This is a genomic window from Burkholderia sp. AW33-5 (assembly GCF_053427615.1).
Genome location: NZ_JBSAXA010000008.1, coordinates 84,837 through 102,860, shown reverse-complemented (window position 1 = coordinate 102,860; position 18,024 = coordinate 84,837). Strand labels below are relative to the sequence as shown.

17 protein-coding genes are annotated in these 18,024 nt (G+C 63.9%); 9 read left to right on the top strand and 8 right to left on the bottom strand.

The genetic code is table 11. The features are described from left to right. Window positions 1–13 precede the first annotated feature (13 nt). Window positions 14–1,201: a beta-propeller fold lactonase family protein gene (locus ACV22V_RS15615; RefSeq protein WP_448014517.1), complete on the bottom strand. Its 1,188-nt coding sequence runs from the start codon at window positions 1,199–1,201 to the stop codon at window positions 14–16. A gap of 274 nt (window positions 1,202–1,475) precedes the next feature. On the opposite strand from ACV22V_RS15615, the gene ACV22V_RS15610 reads away from it, so the two are divergent. The 4 genes from ACV22V_RS15610 to ACV22V_RS15595 all read left to right on the top strand — a co-directional run bounded on the left by ACV22V_RS15610 (window position 1,476) and on the right by ACV22V_RS15595 (window position 4,822). Next, the gene (locus ACV22V_RS15610; RefSeq protein ID WP_448014515.1) at window positions 1,476–2,114 is read left to right on the top strand and encodes a TetR/AcrR family transcriptional regulator; all 639 of its coding nucleotides are present in this window, start codon (window positions 1,476–1,478) and stop codon (window positions 2,112–2,114) included. 84 nt (window positions 2,115–2,198) lie between these two features. Beyond that, window positions 2,199–2,891, top strand: a complete 693-nt coding sequence (locus ACV22V_RS15605; RefSeq protein ID WP_448014514.1) for a pentapeptide repeat-containing protein — start codon at window positions 2,199–2,201, stop codon at window positions 2,889–2,891. Window positions 2,892–3,222: 331 nt separating this feature from the next. Beyond that, a complete protein-coding gene (locus tag ACV22V_RS15600; RefSeq protein ID WP_156436994.1) occupies window positions 3,223–3,510 on the top strand; it encodes a hypothetical protein in 288 nt (95 codons plus the stop codon). Between the two features lie 193 nt (window positions 3,511–3,703). Then, complete coding sequence (locus ACV22V_RS15595; RefSeq protein WP_448014513.1) at window positions 3,704–4,822, top strand: polyamine ABC transporter substrate-binding protein; 1,119 nt, start codon at window positions 3,704–3,706, stop codon at window positions 4,820–4,822. Window positions 4,823–4,861: 39 nt separating this feature from the next. Here ACV22V_RS15595 and ACV22V_RS15590 read toward each other — a convergent pair whose 3' ends face one another. The 3 genes from ACV22V_RS15590 to ACV22V_RS15580 form a co-directional block, all read right to left on the bottom strand. Beyond that, on the bottom strand, window positions 4,862–5,428 hold the full coding sequence (locus ACV22V_RS15590) for an SLOG cluster 4 domain-containing protein (RefSeq protein ID WP_059693660.1): 567 nt from the start codon (window positions 5,426–5,428) through the stop codon (window positions 4,862–4,864). Between the two features lie 76 nt (window positions 5,429–5,504). Then, on the bottom strand, window positions 5,505–6,752 hold the full coding sequence (locus ACV22V_RS15585) for an MFS transporter (protein ID WP_448014512.1): 1,248 nt from the start codon (window positions 6,750–6,752) through the stop codon (window positions 5,505–5,507). A 267-nt stretch (window positions 6,753–7,019) separates the two neighbouring features. Then, window positions 7,020–7,349, bottom strand: coding sequence for an H-NS histone family protein (locus ACV22V_RS15580; protein ID WP_059525998.1), 330 nt, complete (start codon window positions 7,347–7,349; stop codon window positions 7,020–7,022). Window positions 7,350–7,709: 360 nt separating this feature from the next. Here ACV22V_RS15580 and ACV22V_RS15575 point away from each other — a divergent pair, with 360 nt between their 5' ends. After that, the gene (locus tag ACV22V_RS15575; protein WP_448014510.1) at window positions 7,710–7,946 is read left to right on the top strand and encodes a hypothetical protein; all 237 of its coding nucleotides are present in this window, start codon (window positions 7,710–7,712) and stop codon (window positions 7,944–7,946) included. Between the two features lie 151 nt (window positions 7,947–8,097). Here ACV22V_RS15575 and ACV22V_RS15570 read toward each other — a convergent pair whose 3' ends face one another. The 3 genes from ACV22V_RS15570 to ACV22V_RS15560 all read right to left on the bottom strand — a co-directional run bounded on the left by ACV22V_RS15570 (window position 8,098) and on the right by ACV22V_RS15560 (window position 10,918). Further along, on the bottom strand, window positions 8,098–9,042 hold the full coding sequence (locus tag ACV22V_RS15570) for a dTDP-4-dehydrorhamnose reductase family protein (protein ID WP_448014508.1): 945 nt from the start codon (window positions 9,040–9,042) through the stop codon (window positions 8,098–8,100). Between the two features lie 163 nt (window positions 9,043–9,205). Further along, window positions 9,206–9,619 (bottom strand): DoxX family protein, encoded by a 414-nt coding sequence (locus ACV22V_RS15565; RefSeq protein ID WP_059449243.1) that lies wholly within the window; start codon window positions 9,617–9,619, stop codon window positions 9,206–9,208. 318 nt (window positions 9,620–9,937) lie between these two features. Continuing rightward, complete coding sequence (locus ACV22V_RS15560) at window positions 9,938–10,918, bottom strand: lysozyme inhibitor LprI family protein (RefSeq protein WP_448014506.1); 981 nt, start codon at window positions 10,916–10,918, stop codon at window positions 9,938–9,940. A 230-nt stretch (window positions 10,919–11,148) separates the two neighbouring features. On the opposite strand from ACV22V_RS15560, the gene ACV22V_RS15555 reads away from it, so the two are divergent. Both ACV22V_RS15555 and ACV22V_RS15550 read left to right on the top strand, forming a co-directional pair. After that, complete coding sequence (locus ACV22V_RS15555) at window positions 11,149–11,619, top strand: hypothetical protein (protein ID WP_448014504.1); 471 nt, start codon at window positions 11,149–11,151, stop codon at window positions 11,617–11,619. A 172-nt stretch (window positions 11,620–11,791) separates the two neighbouring features. After that, window positions 11,792–15,151 (top strand): VPA1262 family protein, encoded by a 3,360-nt coding sequence (locus ACV22V_RS15550; RefSeq protein ID WP_448014502.1) that lies wholly within the window; start codon window positions 11,792–11,794, stop codon window positions 15,149–15,151. A 352-nt stretch (window positions 15,152–15,503) separates the two neighbouring features. On the opposite strand, the gene ACV22V_RS15545 is transcribed toward ACV22V_RS15550, so the two are convergent. After that, window positions 15,504–16,388 carry a LysR family transcriptional regulator gene (locus ACV22V_RS15545; protein ID WP_059693670.1) on the bottom strand — a complete coding sequence of 295 codons (885 nt, stop codon included), beginning with the start codon at window positions 16,386–16,388 and terminating at the stop codon, window positions 15,504–15,506. A 127-nt stretch (window positions 16,389–16,515) separates the two neighbouring features. Between ACV22V_RS15545 and ACV22V_RS15540 the strand changes: the two genes are divergently transcribed. Together ACV22V_RS15540 and wrbA are read left to right on the top strand one after the other, a co-directional pair. Then, on the top strand, window positions 16,516–17,241 hold the full coding sequence (locus tag ACV22V_RS15540; RefSeq protein WP_059526006.1) for a pirin family protein: 726 nt from the start codon (window positions 16,516–16,518) through the stop codon (window positions 17,239–17,241). 61 nt (window positions 17,242–17,302) lie between these two features. Next, the gene (gene wrbA, locus ACV22V_RS15535) at window positions 17,303–17,905 is read left to right on the top strand and encodes an NAD(P)H:quinone oxidoreductase (protein ID WP_059526008.1); all 603 of its coding nucleotides are present in this window, start codon (window positions 17,303–17,305) and stop codon (window positions 17,903–17,905) included. The last annotated feature ends 119 nt before the right edge of the window (window positions 17,906–18,024 follow it).

Below are 18,024 nucleotides of genomic sequence, written 5' to 3'. Positions count from 1 at the left end.
ACGCTTCCACACATCACCGCAGCAACGTCCTCAACGACGACGGCCCGCCCGACAGCGCAATGCGCTTGCCCGTATCGCGCAGCTTGCCGCCTTCGACCGCATACAGCGCGAGCTGGCGCTCGACGTTGAACTGCACGATCACGTGCCGGCTATCGGCGGTAAACACGATACCCTGCGCGGCTTCGCCGCCCGGCACGTCGCTCGTCTGCACCGCACGGCCGTCGCGGATCTCGAACAGCACCACCCTGCCGAGCTTGTGGCGAGCCGGGTTGTCGGCGGTCAGGTTCGAGCCGTCCATCGCCTGCACGGCGATCCACTTCCCGTTCGGCGAGATCGCGACGCCTTCCGGCAGCGACGGCACCGTCAGGTACTGGACCGTACGGAACGGCGTGCGCGACACGTCGATCAGCGCGACCGAATCGGCATCGCCCGCGAGCGTGCCCGTGTAACCCTGCAGCCCCGCGAGCCCGACGTTGCTGACGACGGCCCAGCGATTGTCGCTCGACACGTCGATCGTATAAGGCGCGACGCCCGTGCTCAGCCGCGTGCCGCTGTCGGTCACCTTGCCGTCGTCGACGTTCAGCACCGCCACACCCTGCTCGTCGCGCAACGACACGAGCGCATGCTTGCCGTCGTGCGTGAAGCTGATCCCCGCGAGCCGCTTCTTGCCGATCCTCAGGTTGCCGTCGAGCGTCACCTGCGTCCCGTCGATCCGCAGGATCGACACGCTGCCGTCGATGTTCGCCACCAGCGCAAGCCGGCCCGACCGGTCGATCGCGATCCCCTGCGGGTGCGTGCCGAGTTCGATACGCGTGATCGCCGGCGGCGACGCATCGAGGTTCACGACCTGCAGGAACGTGTCGTACACGAGCTGCTTCGCGTTCTGGTCATAGCGCGTCGGCGCGCCGACCAGCGCGAGCTTCGCGCCGGGCGCGATCGCGACGGCCTGCGGCGGCCCCTGGATGCCGTTCTCGACATCGACCTGCAGCACGACCTTCGGCGGAACCACGCTCGCGTCGAGCAGCGTCAGCGTGTCGGCGGGCGGCGACGCGAGATAAGTATCGCGCCCTTCGACGCGCTGGTACTTGCCGTCGTTGCCGGACACGATCCAGTCGGCTGCGTGCGCGGCGACGGCAGTGGTGACGAGCGTCAGCGCGGCGAGCAGGCGGGCGCGACGAAGGCGACAGGAATTCGAATGCATGGCGGGTCGGTTCTCCGGATTGGTTGCGGACGCAATGACTCGCACGACCCCGCTGCTCGACGGGTCGATGCAACCGCATGATGCATGAAAGCCCGCGAATCCGGCGTCTCGTGCCCGCGGCTCGAGAACATGCAGGGCGGGTTGATGCGTCCCACGCTATGTCACAGATCAATCAATTTGTGACAACGTGTGCGAGAATTCCGAACCGGCGCATTCGGTCGGCACACCGGCACACGCCGCGCGACTCACGACACTCACGGCATCGAGGAAAAGCATGGATCGGCAACTGCGCTGGGGCGACGCCAGCAGAAGGGACAGCGTCAACGACGGGCGAAACGCCATCCTGCGCGCGACGCTCGATACGATGATCGAGCACGGGATCGACCGTCTGTCGATCGACGACGTCGCGCGTCGCGCGAACATTTCTCGACGCACGCTGTACCGCTATTTCGGCACGAAGAAGGAACTGATCCAGGGCGTGATCGGCATCGAGAATGCCGCGTTCTTCGACGAGATGCAGCGTGCGCTCACCGGCTTCGAGCACGACTTCGAAGCCTATTGCGAGGAAAGCATGTGCTTCGCGGTGCGCTACCGCGATCGTCATCACGGCGGTTTTCACCACAACTATCTCGCGACGAGCGTCTCCACTGAGGTGTTCGGCTACATCGTCGAGAACGTCGCGCCGATGTGGCAACGCGTGCTGGAACGGCCGTACCGCGAATACGTCGCCCTGCATGGCGCGCAGGTGCCCGCACTTGACGACATCATCGCGCTGATCAGCCGCGTCGGACTCGCGTACTGCCTGATTCCGGCGGACGAGCAGGCGATGCGCGCACAGATGCGCATCCTGTGGACGTTCCGGCCCGAGCCGACCGGCAAGCCGGTCGCCGCCAGGTTGAAGGCGGTGCGCTGAACGACAACGCGCGCGATGTCGCGCAACCCGGCCGATGCCATCCGATACCGGCCACGAACCTTTCAACTCACACTGGATTCCCTCATGACGAACTGCGGAGTTTCCGTCTCCGGCCGAACGCTCGATCGCGCCGACCTGCTGCTTCTCGTCGAAGGCTCGCCCGCGCCGATTCGTCTCGAAGACTGCGACCTCGAAGGCGCGGACCTGTCGCGGCTCGATTTGCGCGGCGTGCGATTCGAGCGCTGCGCGCTCGCGGAAGCATCGTTCGTCGGCGCGACCCTCGCGCAGACCACGTGGATTCGCTGCCGCGCGCGCCAGACGAGCTTCGCGTCGGCCGACCTGGAGGACGCGCAGTTTCAGTCCTGCGATCTCAACAACACGAGTTGGCGCCGCAGCAAGCTGAGCTCCGCACGCTTCGACGAATGCAGGCTCACCGGCGCGGACTTCGAGGAATGCAAGTCGCTCGGCATCGAGTTCTCGAACACGCTGCTGGTCGGCGCGAGTCTGCGCCGTTTCTCGTTCCGAAAGACGCGGCTCGTGGCGCTCGACTTCTCAGATGCCGATCTCGCCGGCACCGACTTTCGCGACGCCGTGTTCGAAGGCGGCAGCCTGCGCAACGCGCATCTGAACGACGTCCGGTTCGATGGAGCCGATCTGCGCGACGTGGAACTCGGCGGCACGCCGAAGCTGCTCGCGTCGAGCGTGCTGCGCGGCGCGACCATCTCGTATGACCAGGCCGCGATGCTGATCGAGAATCTGGGGATCCGGGTCGCCTGACGACTGCACGCGCATTGCTTCGCATCGCGGCCGATATCCGCGACTTCGCGCGCGAACCGCGCATGGTGCAAATGCCACCGGCGATCTGTCGAATATTTTCGTCACTTCGGCGGCATTCCAAGCGGCGCGCACCACGCATGTCCCGCGCGCTCACATTCGCCGACCGAACCCAACGGCATTCAAATCACTAGGGAAAATCCGGAGACATCCTTACAGCGATTTACCTGATGATTCACAGGAACGTCATGTTTCGGCGATTCCACTTTGCAACATGCTTTCGTTTTGCTTCAACGCTTCGATATCGCCGCGCGGCAAGCGCGACGATCGAAGCATGAAACGGCAAGCGTCCGCGAGTCGCCAGGTGTTCAATACTTTCAACAACCCGGTCGAGAGTAACGTGAGAATCCGTGGCCCGCTGGTGCGGTGGAGACGAGGCGATGCGCGCAACGTGCGCGTCGCGATCTCGTCCGCCGGCGACAGTGACCGCCGGCAGAGTCCTCGCCTGCATCTGTCGATCTATACCATCCTGTCCCGCCGTTCCGTCCGCCGTCACAACGCCGTCGCCGCACGCGCGTTCGTTGCGATCCACACCGACGACGTGGCATCGCTCCTGCCTTAGCGCCCCCTGCCTTCCGTTCGACCTGCGCATCGTGTTCGTGCGATTCGCTTCGTAGACCGAACGGACTCCCGATCATCATGCACCGCCGGCGCTCGTTTCGAATGCCGGCCGGTTACACACGTCCACCCTTGAACCGTGGCGCGGCGACTCGCCAACCGCCGAGCACCGCGCGCTCCAATACGGAAGACATGCCATGCAACTCCGCACCCTTCGCCGCGCCATCGCAACCGCCGCCATGATGTCCGTCGCGGGCATCGCCGCCTTCGGCAGCACGAACGCCCAGGCGGCCGGCGAGCTGAATATCTACAACTGGTCCGACTACATCGCACCGGACACGATCCCGAATTTCCAGAAGCAGACCGGCCTGCACGTGCGCTACGACAACTACGACAGCGACGACACGCTGCAAGCGAAGCTGCTGTCGGGGAACTCCGGCTACGACATCGTCGTGCCGACATCGAACTACATGGCCAAGCAGATCCAGGCGAACGTCTACCAGCCGCTGGACAAGACGAAGCTGCCGAACCTGTCGCACCTCGATCCGCTGCTGATGAAGATGGTCGCCGACGCCGATCCGGGCAACCAGTACGGCGTGCCGTGGGCGTATGGCACCGACGGCATCGGCTACAACGTGCAGGCGGTGAAGAAAGCGCTAGGCGACAAGGCGCCGGTCGACAGCTGGGCGCTGGTGTTCGACCCGGCCAACATGGCGAAGCTGAAGAGCTGCGGCGTATCGTTCCTCGACCAGGCCGTCGATGTGTTCGCCGCGACGCTGCAGTACATGGGCAAGGATCCGAACAGCACGAATCCGGCCGATTACCGCGCCGCGTACGAGGTGCTCAAGAAGGTGCGCCCGTACATCACGCAGTTCAACTCGTCGGGTTACATCAACGATCTCGCGAACAACGACCTGTGCGTGTCGTTCGGCTATTCCGGCGACGTCGGCATCGCGCATCGCCGGGCAGCGGAAGCGAAGCGTCCGTACGAGATCCGCTTCGCGAATCCGAAGGAAGGCGGGCTGCTGTGGTTCGACATGATGGTGATCCCGAAGGACGCGCCGAACCGCGACGCCGCGCTGAAGTGGATCAACTACCTGCAGGACCCGAAGGTCAACGCGGGAATCACCAACGCGGTGTTCTACCCGACCGCGAACAAGGCCGCGCGCCAGTTCGTGAAGCCCGCGATCGCGCGCGATCCGTCTGTCTATCCGGCCGACGAGGTACTGAGCAAGATGACGTTGCTCAAACCGATGCCGCCCGAAATTCGTCGGCTCCAGAACCGGTTGTGGGCGCAACTGAAGACCGGGCGCTGACGGGACGGCTCGCGACGGGCAGCGACGGCCACGGCCGCCCTATCGCTGCGCCCGCGCCGCATGCGGCAACGCGGCCGCGAACGTGGCGTCGATGAACCGGATCACATCGTCGAGCGACGACGTGCACGTCGCGCCCGCGGCAAGCTCCCGGAACGCGCCGTCCGGCCCGAGGCAGATGAGCGGCTTGCGCCAGCGCCGCGCGAGCGCGATCTCCTCGGCCGTCCCGTGCCCACCGGGCAGCGCGACGATCAGGTCGCTGCTCAGCACGTTCACGTAGTTCCGGTTGATGGTATGCGGTTCGGCGCCCGGTTCGCGGCGCGGCAGCGGCGTGAGGATCGGGATCTCGACGAACGGATGCGGATAGCCTTCGAGCGGCACGAAGCCCGCGTGCGGATCGGCCTGCGTCGGCACGATGCCGATCGACCGGCCGGCCCGTCCCGGCACGCCGGCGAACGCACGCGCGACCGCCAGCATCACGCCCTGGCCGCCGCCCGTCAGCAGGTTGAAGCCGGCCTGCGCGAGCCATGCGCCGAGCGGCTCGGAAAACGCGAGCCACGGCTCCTTGCCCGAGCCCATCACGCCGATCGTTCGGTTGTTGCGTTGCATCGTGAATTCCGGTGATGAAGTTGAATTGAACCGCGGCGTGCGCCGGGTCGCGAATCCCGGCGCGCGCCGCGCGTCGTCATTCGAGTTCGACGCCCTTGAGCTCGGGAATCAGGAACAGCGTCGCGACCATGTCGAGCACGTAGAGGCCGGCGAGCAGCGCGATCGCCGTCTGGAACGAGTAGTGTGCGGCGAGCGCGCCGACCGCCACCGGTCCGAAGCCGCCGACCGCGCGGCCGATGTTCCACAGCACGTTCTGCGCGGTCGCGCGCGCGGCGGTCGGATAGCCTTCGGACATCAGCGTGCCGTAGCCGCCGACCATCCCGTTGACGAACATCCCCATCAGCGCGCCGGCCCACAGCATCGCCGTCGGGTCCGTCAGGCGCGCATATGCGAGGACCGTCACGACCGAACCGAGCTGGTACAGCAGGAACGTCGGCTTGCGGCCGATGCGATCGGCGAGCTGCCCGAACGTCCAGACGCCGATCATCATCCCGACGACAGTCGCCGCCGTCCACAGCCCCGACTTCGTCAGCGAGAAACCCATCTGCTTCGACAGGAAGGTCGGCAGCCAGATCATGATCCCGTAATAGCCGAAGTTCTGGACCGAGCACAGGATCACGATGCCGAGACTCGTGCGCGCGGTGCGGGCGTCGGCGACGAGCATCCGGAACGCGTTGGCCCGCGGCCGCGCCGCGCGTTGCACGAAGACTTCCGGCTCGTGCAGCCGGTTGCGCAGCAGCCACGCGAGCAGCGCGGGCAGCACGCCCACCACGAACATCCCGCGCCAGCCGATATGGAGCAGCAACAGCGGCGTCAGCAGCGCGGCCAGCAGCACGCCGGCCTGCCAGCCGAGCGCGACGTAGCACGACACGCGTGCCCGCTTGCTCGCCGGCCACGCTTCCGCCGCGAGCGCCATGCCGATTCCGAACTCGCCGCCGAGGCCGATGCCCGCGATGGTCCGATACACGAGCAGATCGCGGAAACCCTGGGCGAACGCGCACAGGCCGGTGAAGACCGCGAACAGCATGATCGTCCAGGTCAGGACGCGCACGCGGCCGTAACGATCGCTCAGGGCACCGAACAGAATGCCGCCCGCGACGGCGCCGATCAGCGTCCACGTGACGAGCGCGCCGCCCTGCCCGGGCGTCAGCTGCAACGCCGCCGTGATCGCCGGCAGCATGAAGCCGAGGATCAGGAGGTCGAAGCCGTCCATCGCGTAGCCGATCGCCGAGCCGGCCAGCGCCTTCCACGCGTACGCGCCGACCTGCTCGCCGCGCGGCGCCGCCGGATCGCCGAGCGCCGAAGATTTCATGTTTGCTGCCATGGTGTCCTGCCGGAAATGTCCGGGCGACATTCTAAAGCCTGTTCCCGCGCATCACGGGCGCCGGACGCGCGCACGCGGAAAGCACCGCGCCGCCCGCTTCCGGGAACGGAAGCAGGCAGCGTCGGTAATGAATTTGAAAGACATTGAAGCCGGCGATCCGCAGTCAGGCGGGACACCGAAAGAACGCGATGAAGCGGGTGTTGCGAGGCCGGCGTCGCCGCCGGCGCGGGTCGAACGACACCGGAGCGGTGCCGGCGCGGGGCAGCCTCAGCCCCGATCGTCGCCGGGCCACCAGGTTTTGGCTTCGCGGTCGACGAGCAGCGTATCGAGATCCTTGCCTTCGAGCCACTTGGGACGCGGGCCACGGCCCGACCACGAGCGGCCGGTCGTCGGATCGTAATACTTGGCAGGCGCCTTGCGTTTGCGCTGGACGATGTAGCCGAGGGCGCTCAGCACTTCCTGCTGCGAGATGCCCAACAACTCGACCTGCTCCTTGAATGCCGCGAGTGCGGCTTGCTTCTCCTTCTGCTTGGCTTCAGACAGCTTGATATTCAGGTCCCGAAGTTGTGCTTCGAGATCCTGCAGGGCCTGGGTCATGTATTCATCCTCTTTGGGCATGTTTTTATTCAAAAAAACCTCCGATGGCCGAACCTATCACGAAGTTCCGCCAATCGGTGTTGCGATATGTGAATCGTTTGCCTGGACCTGTAACGCTTTCGAAGTGTACCGAACGCCACGCCATCGTCGAAAACCGCACGGCATCGGCACGCAACACATGGCGCCGCACCCATGCACAGGCGCGGCATGGCGCGAATGATAGCAGTGCGCATCCGTCATGTTCGAGGACTTTTGCGGTCCGGCGCACACTTGCCTTCGCCAGCCCGCGCGCATCGGCGCCGGCGCGGCGGTTTACGTGCCGAAGCGGCACCCGTTCCACGCAACTCGCGCGAACAGCGCATGCAGCTTCGTGCCGCGCGCGACCCCGATCTGACGACCGCGCTGGCCGCGCGCGACGCGCATGCCGGTGCGTGGCGCGTGCAACGTTCCAGCATCGATATGGATAACGTAACGTTTCACGTCTCCCGGCAACGCGGCCAGAAGGCAGCCTGGCCGGGAACGGGCACGCGCGAGGTCGTGCACGCGATTGAATCCGATACGAAGACGCAGCGCGATGGGCGCTCTCTGCTCTCGTGATTGTTCGAATGCGTCAAGCCATCGGCGAACCCGACGCACCGCCCCGCAGCCTCGACGTTCCCCGCCGAGCGGGAATGTTGCGCGGCGTGGCGTCTTGCCGTGCACCTGCGATGACCGCTGCGACGCGTCGCGGCATCACGGTTCGACGCGCTTACGGCAGCGGCGGTGCGTCGCGCAGCACGGCTTGCAGCCCGGTCGCGAACGGCGTCGCATGATCGATCCCGAGGGCGCGCACGCGCGACGCATCCAGGTGGCAATCGTACGGACGCGGCGTCGCGTCGGCCGGCGTGTCGATCCGTGCAAGCGCCGCATCGACGCCGAGCGCGACCGCGATCCGTTGCGCGATGTCATACTTCGTCATCGGCTCCTCGCCCGACCAGTGACGGATGCCCGTGACGGTCGAGCCCGCGAGATGGCGCAGCGTCAGGTCGCGAATGACCGCCGCGACGTCGGGCGTGTAGGTCGGATAGCGGATCGCCCATGCGTCCATCCCGACCGCATCCGCACCCGGACGCGCGGACGCGACGATCGCCGGCACGAGGCTCGTGACGGCCGACTCGCGCCAGTCGACGATCGGCCCGTAGAGCAACGGCAGTCGCAGCACGCAGGCAAGCGGCGATGCGGCGAGCAACGCGGCCTCGCCTTCCAGCTTGGTGCGGCCGTAGATGTTCAGCGGATTCGGCGCGGCATCTTCGCGGTACGGCGCGGCCTTGCCGTCGAACACGTAGTCGGTGGAGATGCCGAGCGTCCACGCGCCGTAGCGCGCCGCGAGCGCGCCGATGCGGGCCGGTGCGTCGACGTTGATCGCGCGCGCGGCGGCGGGGTCGCGTTCGCAGACGTCCGGGCGGCGTTCGGCGGCGCAGATGATCACGGCGGCCGGTCGGCGAGTTGCGAAGAGGTGTTCGAGCGCCGGCTGATCGAGCGCGTCGAGTCGGGCGACGTTTTCCGGCGGCAACCCGAGGCGCCGGGCGCCCGCGGTGTCCGGGTTACGGATCGTTCCGATCGGCGTCAGCGACGATTCGCGGGACAGCGATGCGGCAACCGCACGGCCGAGCAGGCCGGACGCGCCGATGAGAAGGATGGTTGGATGCGACACGGTGGCCAACGATGAAAGGGAATGAGGGCCCCCAATCTATACGAGAACACGCAACCGATGTCGATTTCGATCGCACGTCGACGACGTGCGCGTGATGAAAACAAGGCCCGATGCGCGATTGCGCGCACCGGGCCTGTCGTGCGGCACGAAGCCTCGCGCCCGCTTACTTCCGGTCGAACGAATAGCGCCCCGGCCCGCTCACCGCGAGCAACAGCAGCCCGCCGATGATGCTGATGTTCTTGTAGAAGTTGATCATCGCGAGATACTGGTCCATGCCTTGCAGCGCCCAGTAGCGATGCCCGATCAACGCGGTCGCGAGCGTGTAGACCGCGAACACCAGCGCAAGCGGACGCGTGTAGAACCCGACCGCGATCAGCGCGCCGCCGACCAGTTCGACCGCCACCGCGATCACCGCCGACAGCTCGGGCGACGGTGCGCCCGTCGACGCCATGTACGCGACCGTGCCCGAGAAGCCGTTCAGCTTCTGCCAGCCGAACAGCACGAACAGGATCATCATCAGCACGCGAGCCGCCAGCAGCAGCTCGTCCTTCTTCGACTCCAGCGAAACGTAACGCATAGCAATCACCTTGAATTGACGGTTTGACGCATTCGGTGCCGATGGCCGCCGCAATGGCGAACCCACGGATCGGCAACGAACCCTCCTCGCACGATCGAACGGCGGGCCGGTCGGCCCGCTGCCGAGGAATCCGTCCCGTCGCGCCGTCGTGGCGCGCTGCGGAGCGGTTCTGGCGAAGCACGGGTGCAGTCTACTGTCTCACCGGAAATCATCAATCCGTCGAAACAAGATTGGCTGTCGCAATTGAGTGGACAATTGTCACGTAACAAACGCGTCATAGGCGGCCAGGTACATCGACCGGCGCGCCTGCCCGCCGGATCACATCAGATCGACCGGCAGCGTCTTGTCGAGATTGTCGTGCCATGCGCGAATGGTCTTCGGCACGGTCTTTTTCCACGCCGGCGCGCTCGTGTAATAGCGCATCCGCACCTTGTCTTGCGCATCGAACACCAACAGACCGATCCACAAATCGGTGCCCCGGCGCATCACGATCGCGGCGTTCGTCGTCGCGATGCCGCGTACCCAGTACGACTTCACGCCGGCATTCAGGCCGTCGAGATCCTGTTCGTCCGCGCTGGAATTGACCGTGTCGACGAGCGTTTGATAATCGGCGCCCAGCAGCTTGTGCGCGATCGCGTTCTGCCGCGCGTCCGCCAGCACCTTCAGGGTCACGAGATCCGCCGCCTGACCCGCCTGCGCCTTCGACGCCGTCACGTAGTCGCCCGAATACACGACGCCCGCACCGGCGCCGCAATCGGCATCGCCTCCCTGCTGCGCGACCCGCACGCGCCCGCCCTTGCGGCTGAAATCGAGCCGGCATCGATCCTGGCGAAATGTGGCGCTGTCGCCGTGCAATTCGATATCGCCGCTGAGTCCGCCGGTATTCGCGCCGTTGTTGCCGCTCAATTCGAAGTGAAGGCGCGGTGCCGTGCCGGTGAACGTCAGCACGCCGCCGACCGACGGGTTCGCGCTGTCGCGATACCACGTCTGCTGCCAGCGGTCGGCCGCAAGCGACGTGCCGTTCAGGATCGCGAGCCGCTCGCGATAGCGGTCGCCGAGGCACGACGCTTCGGTGCCGCAGCGATCGCGCTGCTTGAGCCATTTCAACTGCGCGGCCTTCAGCGCGGCCGTATCGCCGCCTTTCGCGAGCGCCTTCTTCCATGCCACCGCCAGTTCGCCGTCGAGCGACGACAGCCCGGCGTCCGCGCAGATCGCCTTTTCGGTCGGCGAAACGGCTTTCGCGCAATCGAAGCCGGCCGCGTGCGCGGCAATCGGCGAGATCGTAAGCATTGCCAACATCATGACGGATCGCAGGTTCGCGCTCCACGCATGCCGGCCGTGAAGTGCGGCCTGCCCTCGCTCGCCCGCGCGAGCATTCGATCGATTCTTCATTGTCATTGGACTGGACTCGTCGTGGATGGCGGTGAGTAGAAGCTACGTGCCCGATGTACGCGCCCGATTCGTTCGAGGTAAAAATACCCGGCCCGACATGCGCTGTCGGCCCGCACCCCCGGCGAAGCCTAACGCGAATGCGCGCCGCCGATCAATCGGCGCGCGGCATCGCGTGCGCGCGAATGGAAAGTCATCCGATACCGGCGCGCGAGCGCCGAAACGAAACCATCGCCGCGCGCGACGCACTGGCCCGCATTCGGGACGCCAACGTGCTCACGTCACTCGCCATGCCGCTCGACGAAAGCCACGGCGACTTCCACCGCGCGCGCAACGTTTCCTTCCTCGGGTGGAAAAAGAGGTTCTTCGTGGATTTCCGTGGTCGTCGCTTGCCGACCCACAACCGCCACTCGCCCCGTGACGCTTTGACGACACCTACCTGGGGTGGATTCAACCGGTCGATGCAACGCAATGAGCGCTGCGTCAGCGGCGGAAGTATTGCGATGAAAGTAACGCTCGATATGTACCGTCTGTTCTCGAGAGCGCGACCTATGCAATCTGAATATCAATTGCAGTGGCACCGATTGAGGATATGTCGCAGAGGAGAATAGTCTTTCGCGTTGCTCCTCCTTCTTCCCATCAGCCGCGCCGCAGAGTGTGGCGCCGCTGGCAATACGTCGTGATATGTGTCCAAGAGTTTCGCATCCGGTGGGCTAAGCAATAATGGCTGATAATCACCTTAAGCTGACAATCAGTACCCCCCCCAAAAAATGGAAAGCAAGAATGCGGACAATTGATCGCACGCAACGAATGGCTCCTACGCTAGATGATCTTCTCAACGACAATCGACTAGGTCGGCTATTTTCAAAAGATGCCCGCGACTGCGCTTTGCAGTTGTGGATATTGCAGATCAAGTCTGAGCAATCGATCCAAAATCGCATAGTCTACGGTCGCTTGCTGCCCTATAGTCACTCCAGCGACCAGTGGTCCTCCAGCGACGACGATAGATTCATCCCCTTCGGGCAGTTCGAAGCTCAGGTTATAAAAGTCAACCTCTTCGTCAGGAGTACGCTGTGTGCGAGTCTTCTACGCCTGTTGAGTGCTGGCCGAACCATATCGGAAGTCAGCGAAGAACTAAAGCTCGGGATATCAGACCGGTCCAAAGCGCGGTTCGGTGCGACGGCGCTCTCTGCCAATAGCCTGGTTTTCCGGCCGGTCGCATATTTACTCAACCGCGACGCGTATGACAAAAATTCGCCCTCCAGCCCGCATGGCGGTGCTGGGGCCTTCAGCGCTTCGATTACCCAGACCGACAAGGTCGAGCTGTTTCGCTTGGGTCCCGGCTATGACATCGCTTTGACTGCATCAGTAGTCACGCACCTGAACAAGGATACAGGTTTGGACTTTGCAGGCGTCGATACTACTCGGTTCGGCGACATCGAATTGCTGGTCTTTCCTGCCTTGGATGACCGAGAAAGGCGCTTGCTGAGCGTGAGCTGGACCAACGACCCGCCGACCCTAGTCGCGCGATTCAATCCGATGCAGGTGCCGCAATTCAGCGGCTTTCAGTTTCGGCTGAGCATAGCGAACGACAGCCAAATCGTCTACTCGGGCTTAGCCACAGCTGAACGCGATAAAGACGACGCGTTCAGCTGTAGGTTTGAAGTAAGCGATCAACTGCGCGACAGAACTGACAGCACTGAACTGGAAATCTTCGGATTCCATGCCGAGAATCGCAATCAAGGCACCCTTTGTTGTCGGTGGCGCGTCGGATACCTTCGGGAGCTCAATCTTCAGGGGCATGTCGTCGGACAGCGAGCCAACGCGGTCAAGTTTGACTGGCTGGAAAAGACTACTCGGGCTTCAGCGCGGGTGCAGGCCGCATTGACGATCAATCGTGGCAATATGGGATTCGGCAACCGCATCGGCGGGCGACAGTCCGACCCTTGGGTCCCAGCCAATCGCGACCTTGCCGCCCTTTTTGCGCGGCTCCATCCATCGCCGTCGGAGGGGCAGTTCTTCCTGCGCTGGGGCCAAAGCGACGGCGAAGGACGACTGCAATTCGTGGAGTGGTTCAGAAAGCTACTATCTAAGTACCAACAGCATCAGTTGGTCATTTTCGATCCATACTTCGAGGACGCCGGGTTGGGGCTGATGTTGCTCTGCGCGGCACCGGATTCCGATTACATTGTCTTCACGTCTCTACCGAAGCAATCCAAGGTCGATGAGGCCGCGCGGGATGCACTCGAGAAACCCATTCCGGGGCGGATTAACAATCTAGTAGCGAGTTGTGAGCACAACAGCCAGTTGCTGCAGCGCATAAAGCTGCGCATCTACGGCCTAAAGGAAGGCCGGCTTCACGATCGTTACATCTTGGTCATGGGATCAGACGGGCTACCCGTCGCTGGCTTCAACCTGTCAAATTCGTTCCAAAAAGCCGCCGAAAACTACCCGTTGCTGGTAACGCCGATTCCTGCGGATACTCTCCTTAAAGTTGAGCAGTACAAGTCCGCGCTGCTGAAAGAGACAGAGGCTGCGCAACCCGAAGGCGAGTCTGAGAATCCCACCATGCGGCTTCTCTTCGACTCCAAGGCGTCGACGGCGGCACCGCGACGCTACGAGCCATTACGCTTCCTCGAGAGAATCAAGGCAGGTGACGTGCTGAGCGTGTGGACCGGCCAGCCGTCACTACAAGGCTTAAGCGGCGATCCGTTGAAGGAGCGGATGGAGGCGCTTGGTGTGCTCAAAGATGACTCGCTCGCACTCCCCGAAACGGCGGGGTTGCGCAATTGCCTCGCCCAGCTGGCGGGGAACTTCGCGAGCTTCACTGAAACGTGGGAGGTGCTTGGCGAGGTGCTTGCACATTCGCGGACCGAGGACCGTCACTTTCGAGAGGTCGAATCTGAGCGTGAATTTCTAGATTTCCTGACAGGTTTTCTCAAGGCATCGTTCGATCGCACGCATGATGAGGGAAACTCGGAACTGGCCGTGGTGGACGCTCGGTTGTTTAGAGAACCGGTCAAAACCCTGCTGCGCAGCTCCTATAACGTCCATCATCTGTTCCATGCGACAAAGTACGCAGCCCTGACTTGGCCAGAGTACTACACCGTCAAACTTCTATGGTGGTTTGCCCCAGACATGCTCCTGACGACCGCTGAATCCGAAGCGGCCAACGTGCCAAACGAGCCTCAAAGCGTGGACGCTATTCGGCTTTCCATATTAAGCCAAATCGTCAGCGACATTTCGCTGTCAGTACAGTTCGACATCAGCAAACTCCAACGAGACCGCCTCATGAGCAGTAACAACGGCTTGCTGCAATGGATGGGGCTGAACGCGCTAGAACGTCAGTTGGAAAAGCCGGGAGGGCTATCTGCTGTGCTGCAGTCGGCGAGCGCCTTCGCCTATCCGGAGCGAGTATCCGCCCTAGGCTGGATGATTCATCGCGCTTCCGGAAACGCGGAGAAAGCGGAAATATATAAAGGCTTGGTCGCGGCGTTGCACGAGACGCTGCCTTCTACCATCGCCACAGAAGAATTTCGGCATCTCATTGATTCGATGCGCGGTCACATGCACGAACTGGCTTGGGCCGGGCCGTGGCTGTTCCAGGATGTGGTTTTTCCCCTGTTGCAGAATGGCCGCGCCGATACAGACGATGCTTGCGAAATCTGGATAGAAGAGTTGACCCACGCGCTGGAACCGACGTGGGAAAAGCGGCCTCGGCTGTTTAATCGATCCCGCGAAGGCCAGATGACCAATATCGCCGCATTCCTCTTCGCACACAGTAGCCCCACGCGACAGCGCGACAGCCTGAAATCTATGCGGGCAATCTTGAAGCGGCAGCAGCGGATCGTCCAACAGCCCCTCGCTAGCACTTCAGATTGGACTCGATGGGACGGCGCCCTTACCGTGTCACTGTGGATCTTGGCGTTTAGCAGATGGAGCGAATATTATTTACAGCAGAGGGAATTACGCGTCCGCGAGTTGGAAGAGCTAATGCAGAGCGCGTGCGCTATTGCCATGGCGAGGCCAATGGATGAATGGCGGTCGAGAAGCGCGGGAGAGCCCGATGAGCTCACCGCCTTTCTCGACCAGGCGGAGGAACTGAAAGCTGCGATCGACAAATCAAAAAGCAATACTCAATAGCCGAGTTCCGTATGAACAGCTGCTTTAGGTGAGTAGATAAAACCGCTGAGGGGTTGGGCAGACCACTGATTGACAGCGAGACGTGCCATTCGCCGACGTCGGATTGCGAATGGCCGCTAACCGACTTGCTGCTGACGCAACACTCGCTTGTTGCCGAACGTCAGCAATAGCCGATGACGCGCCGCAGGCACACGCGATCGAATGGCCGTTTGCTGAGTGGATCGGTCGCCTGAACGTCTTGGCGATGCATCAAACGAAGGTCCCTTCATGGCCGAACGCCGACGTTCGTCGCCGGCGTTCCCCCGGAAATCCACGAAGAACCAAAAAAAGCACCCCACGCTCGCCCCACCCGCTACCCCCGCGCGCCCAACCGCTCCGCCAGAAACCCGATGAACGTGCGCAGCGTGACGAACCCTTCCCGGTGCTGCGGAAACACCGCATTCAGCGTGATCGGCGACGGCGCATACGCGTCGAGCACCGGCACGAGCGCGCCGCTGTCGAGCGCCGCGCCGACGATGAAATGCGGCAGCAGCGCGATGCCGAGCCCCGCGATCGCCGCGTCGCGCACGACTTCGCCGTTGTTCGCGACGAGCGGCCCCTGCACGTCGAACGTGCGCGCCGCGCCGTCGACCCGGAACTCCCAGCCGACGCGCCGCTCGCGCCCATACATCAGGCAGGTGTGGCCGGCGAGGTCGGCCGGCGTCGCCGGCGTGCCGTGGCGCTTCAGGTAAGCGGGGCTCGCGCACGCGATCATCTCCCACGCGCCGAGCTGCCGCGCGATCAGCGTCGAATCCTCGAGCGTGCCGATCCGCAGCACGAGATCGAAGCCCTCGCCGATCAGGTCGACACGCCGGTCGGTCAGGTCGACGTTGAGCCGCACGGCCGGATGCGCGGACAGGAATTCGGCGATCAGCGGCGACACATGCGTGATGCCGAACGACAGCGGCGCGCTGATCTTCAGCGAGCCGTGCAGCTCGGTGCTGCGCACCGACATCGCCTGCTCGGCGTCGGCGACCTCGGCCAGGATCCGCTGCGCACGCGCATAGAACTCGTGCCCCGATTCCGTGACCGCGAGATTGCGCGTATTGCGATGCAGCAAACGCACGCCGAGCGCTGCCTCGAGCGCCATCGTGCGCCGGCTCACGAACTGCTTGGACAGCATCAGTTGGTCGGCCGCCGCCGTGAAGCTGCCCGCATCGACGGTCGCGACGAAGATCCTCAGGTCGTTGAGTTCCATATTGTCCACCTCAGAGTGACAGTCATTATCTCTACAGCCATTTATTTGTCAAATCGATTGACCTAAGATTCATCTCAACGAACAGCCGGACCCACTTCCGAGGTCCGGCGAGATCCAGGAAAAAATCATGATCGAGACTCGTGCAGCAAACCAACGTGGCCGCGCCGAGCATGGCTGGCTCAGCTCCCGTCACACGTTTTCTTTCGCGAATTACTACGATCCGAAGCAAGTCGGCTTCTCCGACCTGCTGGTCATCAACGACGACCGCGTCGCCCCGGGCCGCGGCTTCGGCACGCACCCGCACCGCGACATGGAGATCCTGTCGTACGTGCTCGACGGTGCGCTGGAGCACAAGGATTCGATGGGCACCGGGTCGGTGATCGTGCCGGGCGACGTCCAGTTGATGAGCGCGGGTACCGGCGTGCGTCACAGCGAGTTCAACCACTCGCACGAGACACCCGTCCATTTCCTGCAGATCTGGGTCGGGCCGTCCGAGAAGGGTGCCGAGCCGCGCTATCAGCAGACGAACATCGCAGCAGACGACAAGCGCGGCAAGCTCACGCCGATCGTGTCGCCCGACGGTAGCGGCGGTTCGCTGAAGATCCGCCAGGACACGCGGATCTACGCGGGCCTGTTCGACGGCGACGAGCGCGCCACGCTCGAACTCGCACCGGATCGCTTCGCCTACGTGCATGTCGCGCGCGGCAGCGTGACGGTCAACGGCGTGACGCTCGGCGAAGGCGACGGCGCACGTATCCGCGACGAGCAGGCGCTGACGTTCACGGATGGCAAGGATGCCGAAGTGCTGGTATTCGATTTGCGTCCGGTCGAAGTGACGGCCGAGTGGGCATGACGCCCGTTCGGAACATCGTGCCCCGCTGAACGCGGGGCCTTCTTATTCGGAGATTCGCAACATGGCCAAGGTACTCGTTCTCTACTACTCGTCCTACGGGCACATCGAAACGATGGCGCAGCACGTCGCGGAAGGCGCGAAATCGGTGCCCGGCGTCGAGGTCACGCTCAAGCGCGTGCCTGAAACCATTCCCGTCGACCAGGCGAAGGCGATCGGCATCAAGGTCGACCAGGCCGCACCCGTCGCCACCGTGGACGAACTCGCGGGCTACGACGCGATCATCTTCGGTACGCCGACCCGCTTCGGCAACATGGCCGGCCAGATGCGCACGTTCCTCGACCAGACCGGCGGCCTGTGGATGAAGGGTGCGCTCGTCGGCAAGATCGGCAGCGTGTTCGCGTCGACCGGCACGCAGCACGGCGGCCAGGAAACGACCATCACGTCGTTCCACTCGACGCTGCTGCACCACGGGATGGTGATCGTGGGCGTGCCCTACGCGTGCAGCGGGCTCGTCAACATGAACGAAATCACGGGCGGCACGCCGTACGGTGCGACCACGCTCGCGGGCGCGGACGGCAGCCGTCAGCCGAGCGCGAACGAACTCGACATCGCGCGCTACCAGGGCAAGCACGTCGCGGAACTCGCCGCGAAGCTCGCGTCGTAACGCGGGCGCCGTCCGTCCCGGAAAGCCCGGGACCGCGGCGCGTGCCGCCTGCGCGACACGCACGAGCAAGCACGGCGCCGGTCGACCCGGCGCCGTTTTCCGTCGCGCGAACGCCGGCC

Coding starts and splice junctions, on each gene's coding strand:
- ACV22V_RS15615 (WP_448014517.1), bottom strand. CDS start 1,201: ATGCATTCGAATTCCTGTCGCCTTCGTCGCGCCCGCCTGCTCGCCGCG.
- ACV22V_RS15610 (WP_448014515.1), top strand. CDS start 1,476: ATGGATCGGCAACTGCGCTGGGGCGACGCCAGCAGAAGGGACAGCGTC.
- ACV22V_RS15605 (WP_448014514.1), top strand. CDS start 2,199: ATGACGAACTGCGGAGTTTCCGTCTCCGGCCGAACGCTCGATCGCGCC.
- ACV22V_RS15600 (WP_156436994.1), top strand. CDS start 3,223: ATGAAACGGCAAGCGTCCGCGAGTCGCCAGGTGTTCAATACTTTCAAC.
- ACV22V_RS15595 (WP_448014513.1), top strand. CDS start 3,704: ATGCAACTCCGCACCCTTCGCCGCGCCATCGCAACCGCCGCCATGATG.
- ACV22V_RS15590 (WP_059693660.1), bottom strand. CDS start 5,428: ATGCAACGCAACAACCGAACGATCGGCGTGATGGGCTCGGGCAAGGAG.
- ACV22V_RS15585 (WP_448014512.1), bottom strand. CDS start 6,752: ATGGCAGCAAACATGAAATCTTCGGCGCTCGGCGATCCGGCGGCGCCG.
- ACV22V_RS15580 (WP_059525998.1), bottom strand. CDS start 7,349: ATGACCCAGGCCCTGCAGGATCTCGAAGCACAACTTCGGGACCTGAAT.
- ACV22V_RS15575 (WP_448014510.1), top strand. CDS start 7,710: ATGCAGCTTCGTGCCGCGCGCGACCCCGATCTGACGACCGCGCTGGCC.
- ACV22V_RS15565 (WP_059449243.1), bottom strand. CDS start 9,619: ATGCGTTACGTTTCGCTGGAGTCGAAGAAGGACGAGCTGCTGCTGGCG.
- ACV22V_RS15560 (WP_448014506.1), bottom strand. CDS start 10,918: ATGTTGGCAATGCTTACGATCTCGCCGATTGCCGCGCACGCGGCCGGC.
- ACV22V_RS15555 (WP_448014504.1), top strand. CDS start 11,149: ATGCGCGCCGCCGATCAATCGGCGCGCGGCATCGCGTGCGCGCGAATG.
- ACV22V_RS15550 (WP_448014502.1), top strand. CDS start 11,792: ATGCGGACAATTGATCGCACGCAACGAATGGCTCCTACGCTAGATGAT.
- ACV22V_RS15545 (WP_059693670.1), bottom strand. CDS start 16,388: ATGGAACTCAACGACCTGAGGATCTTCGTCGCGACCGTCGATGCGGGC.
- ACV22V_RS15540 (WP_059526006.1), top strand. CDS start 16,516: ATGATCGAGACTCGTGCAGCAAACCAACGTGGCCGCGCCGAGCATGGC.
- wrbA (WP_059526008.1), top strand. CDS start 17,303: ATGGCCAAGGTACTCGTTCTCTACTACTCGTCCTACGGGCACATCGAA.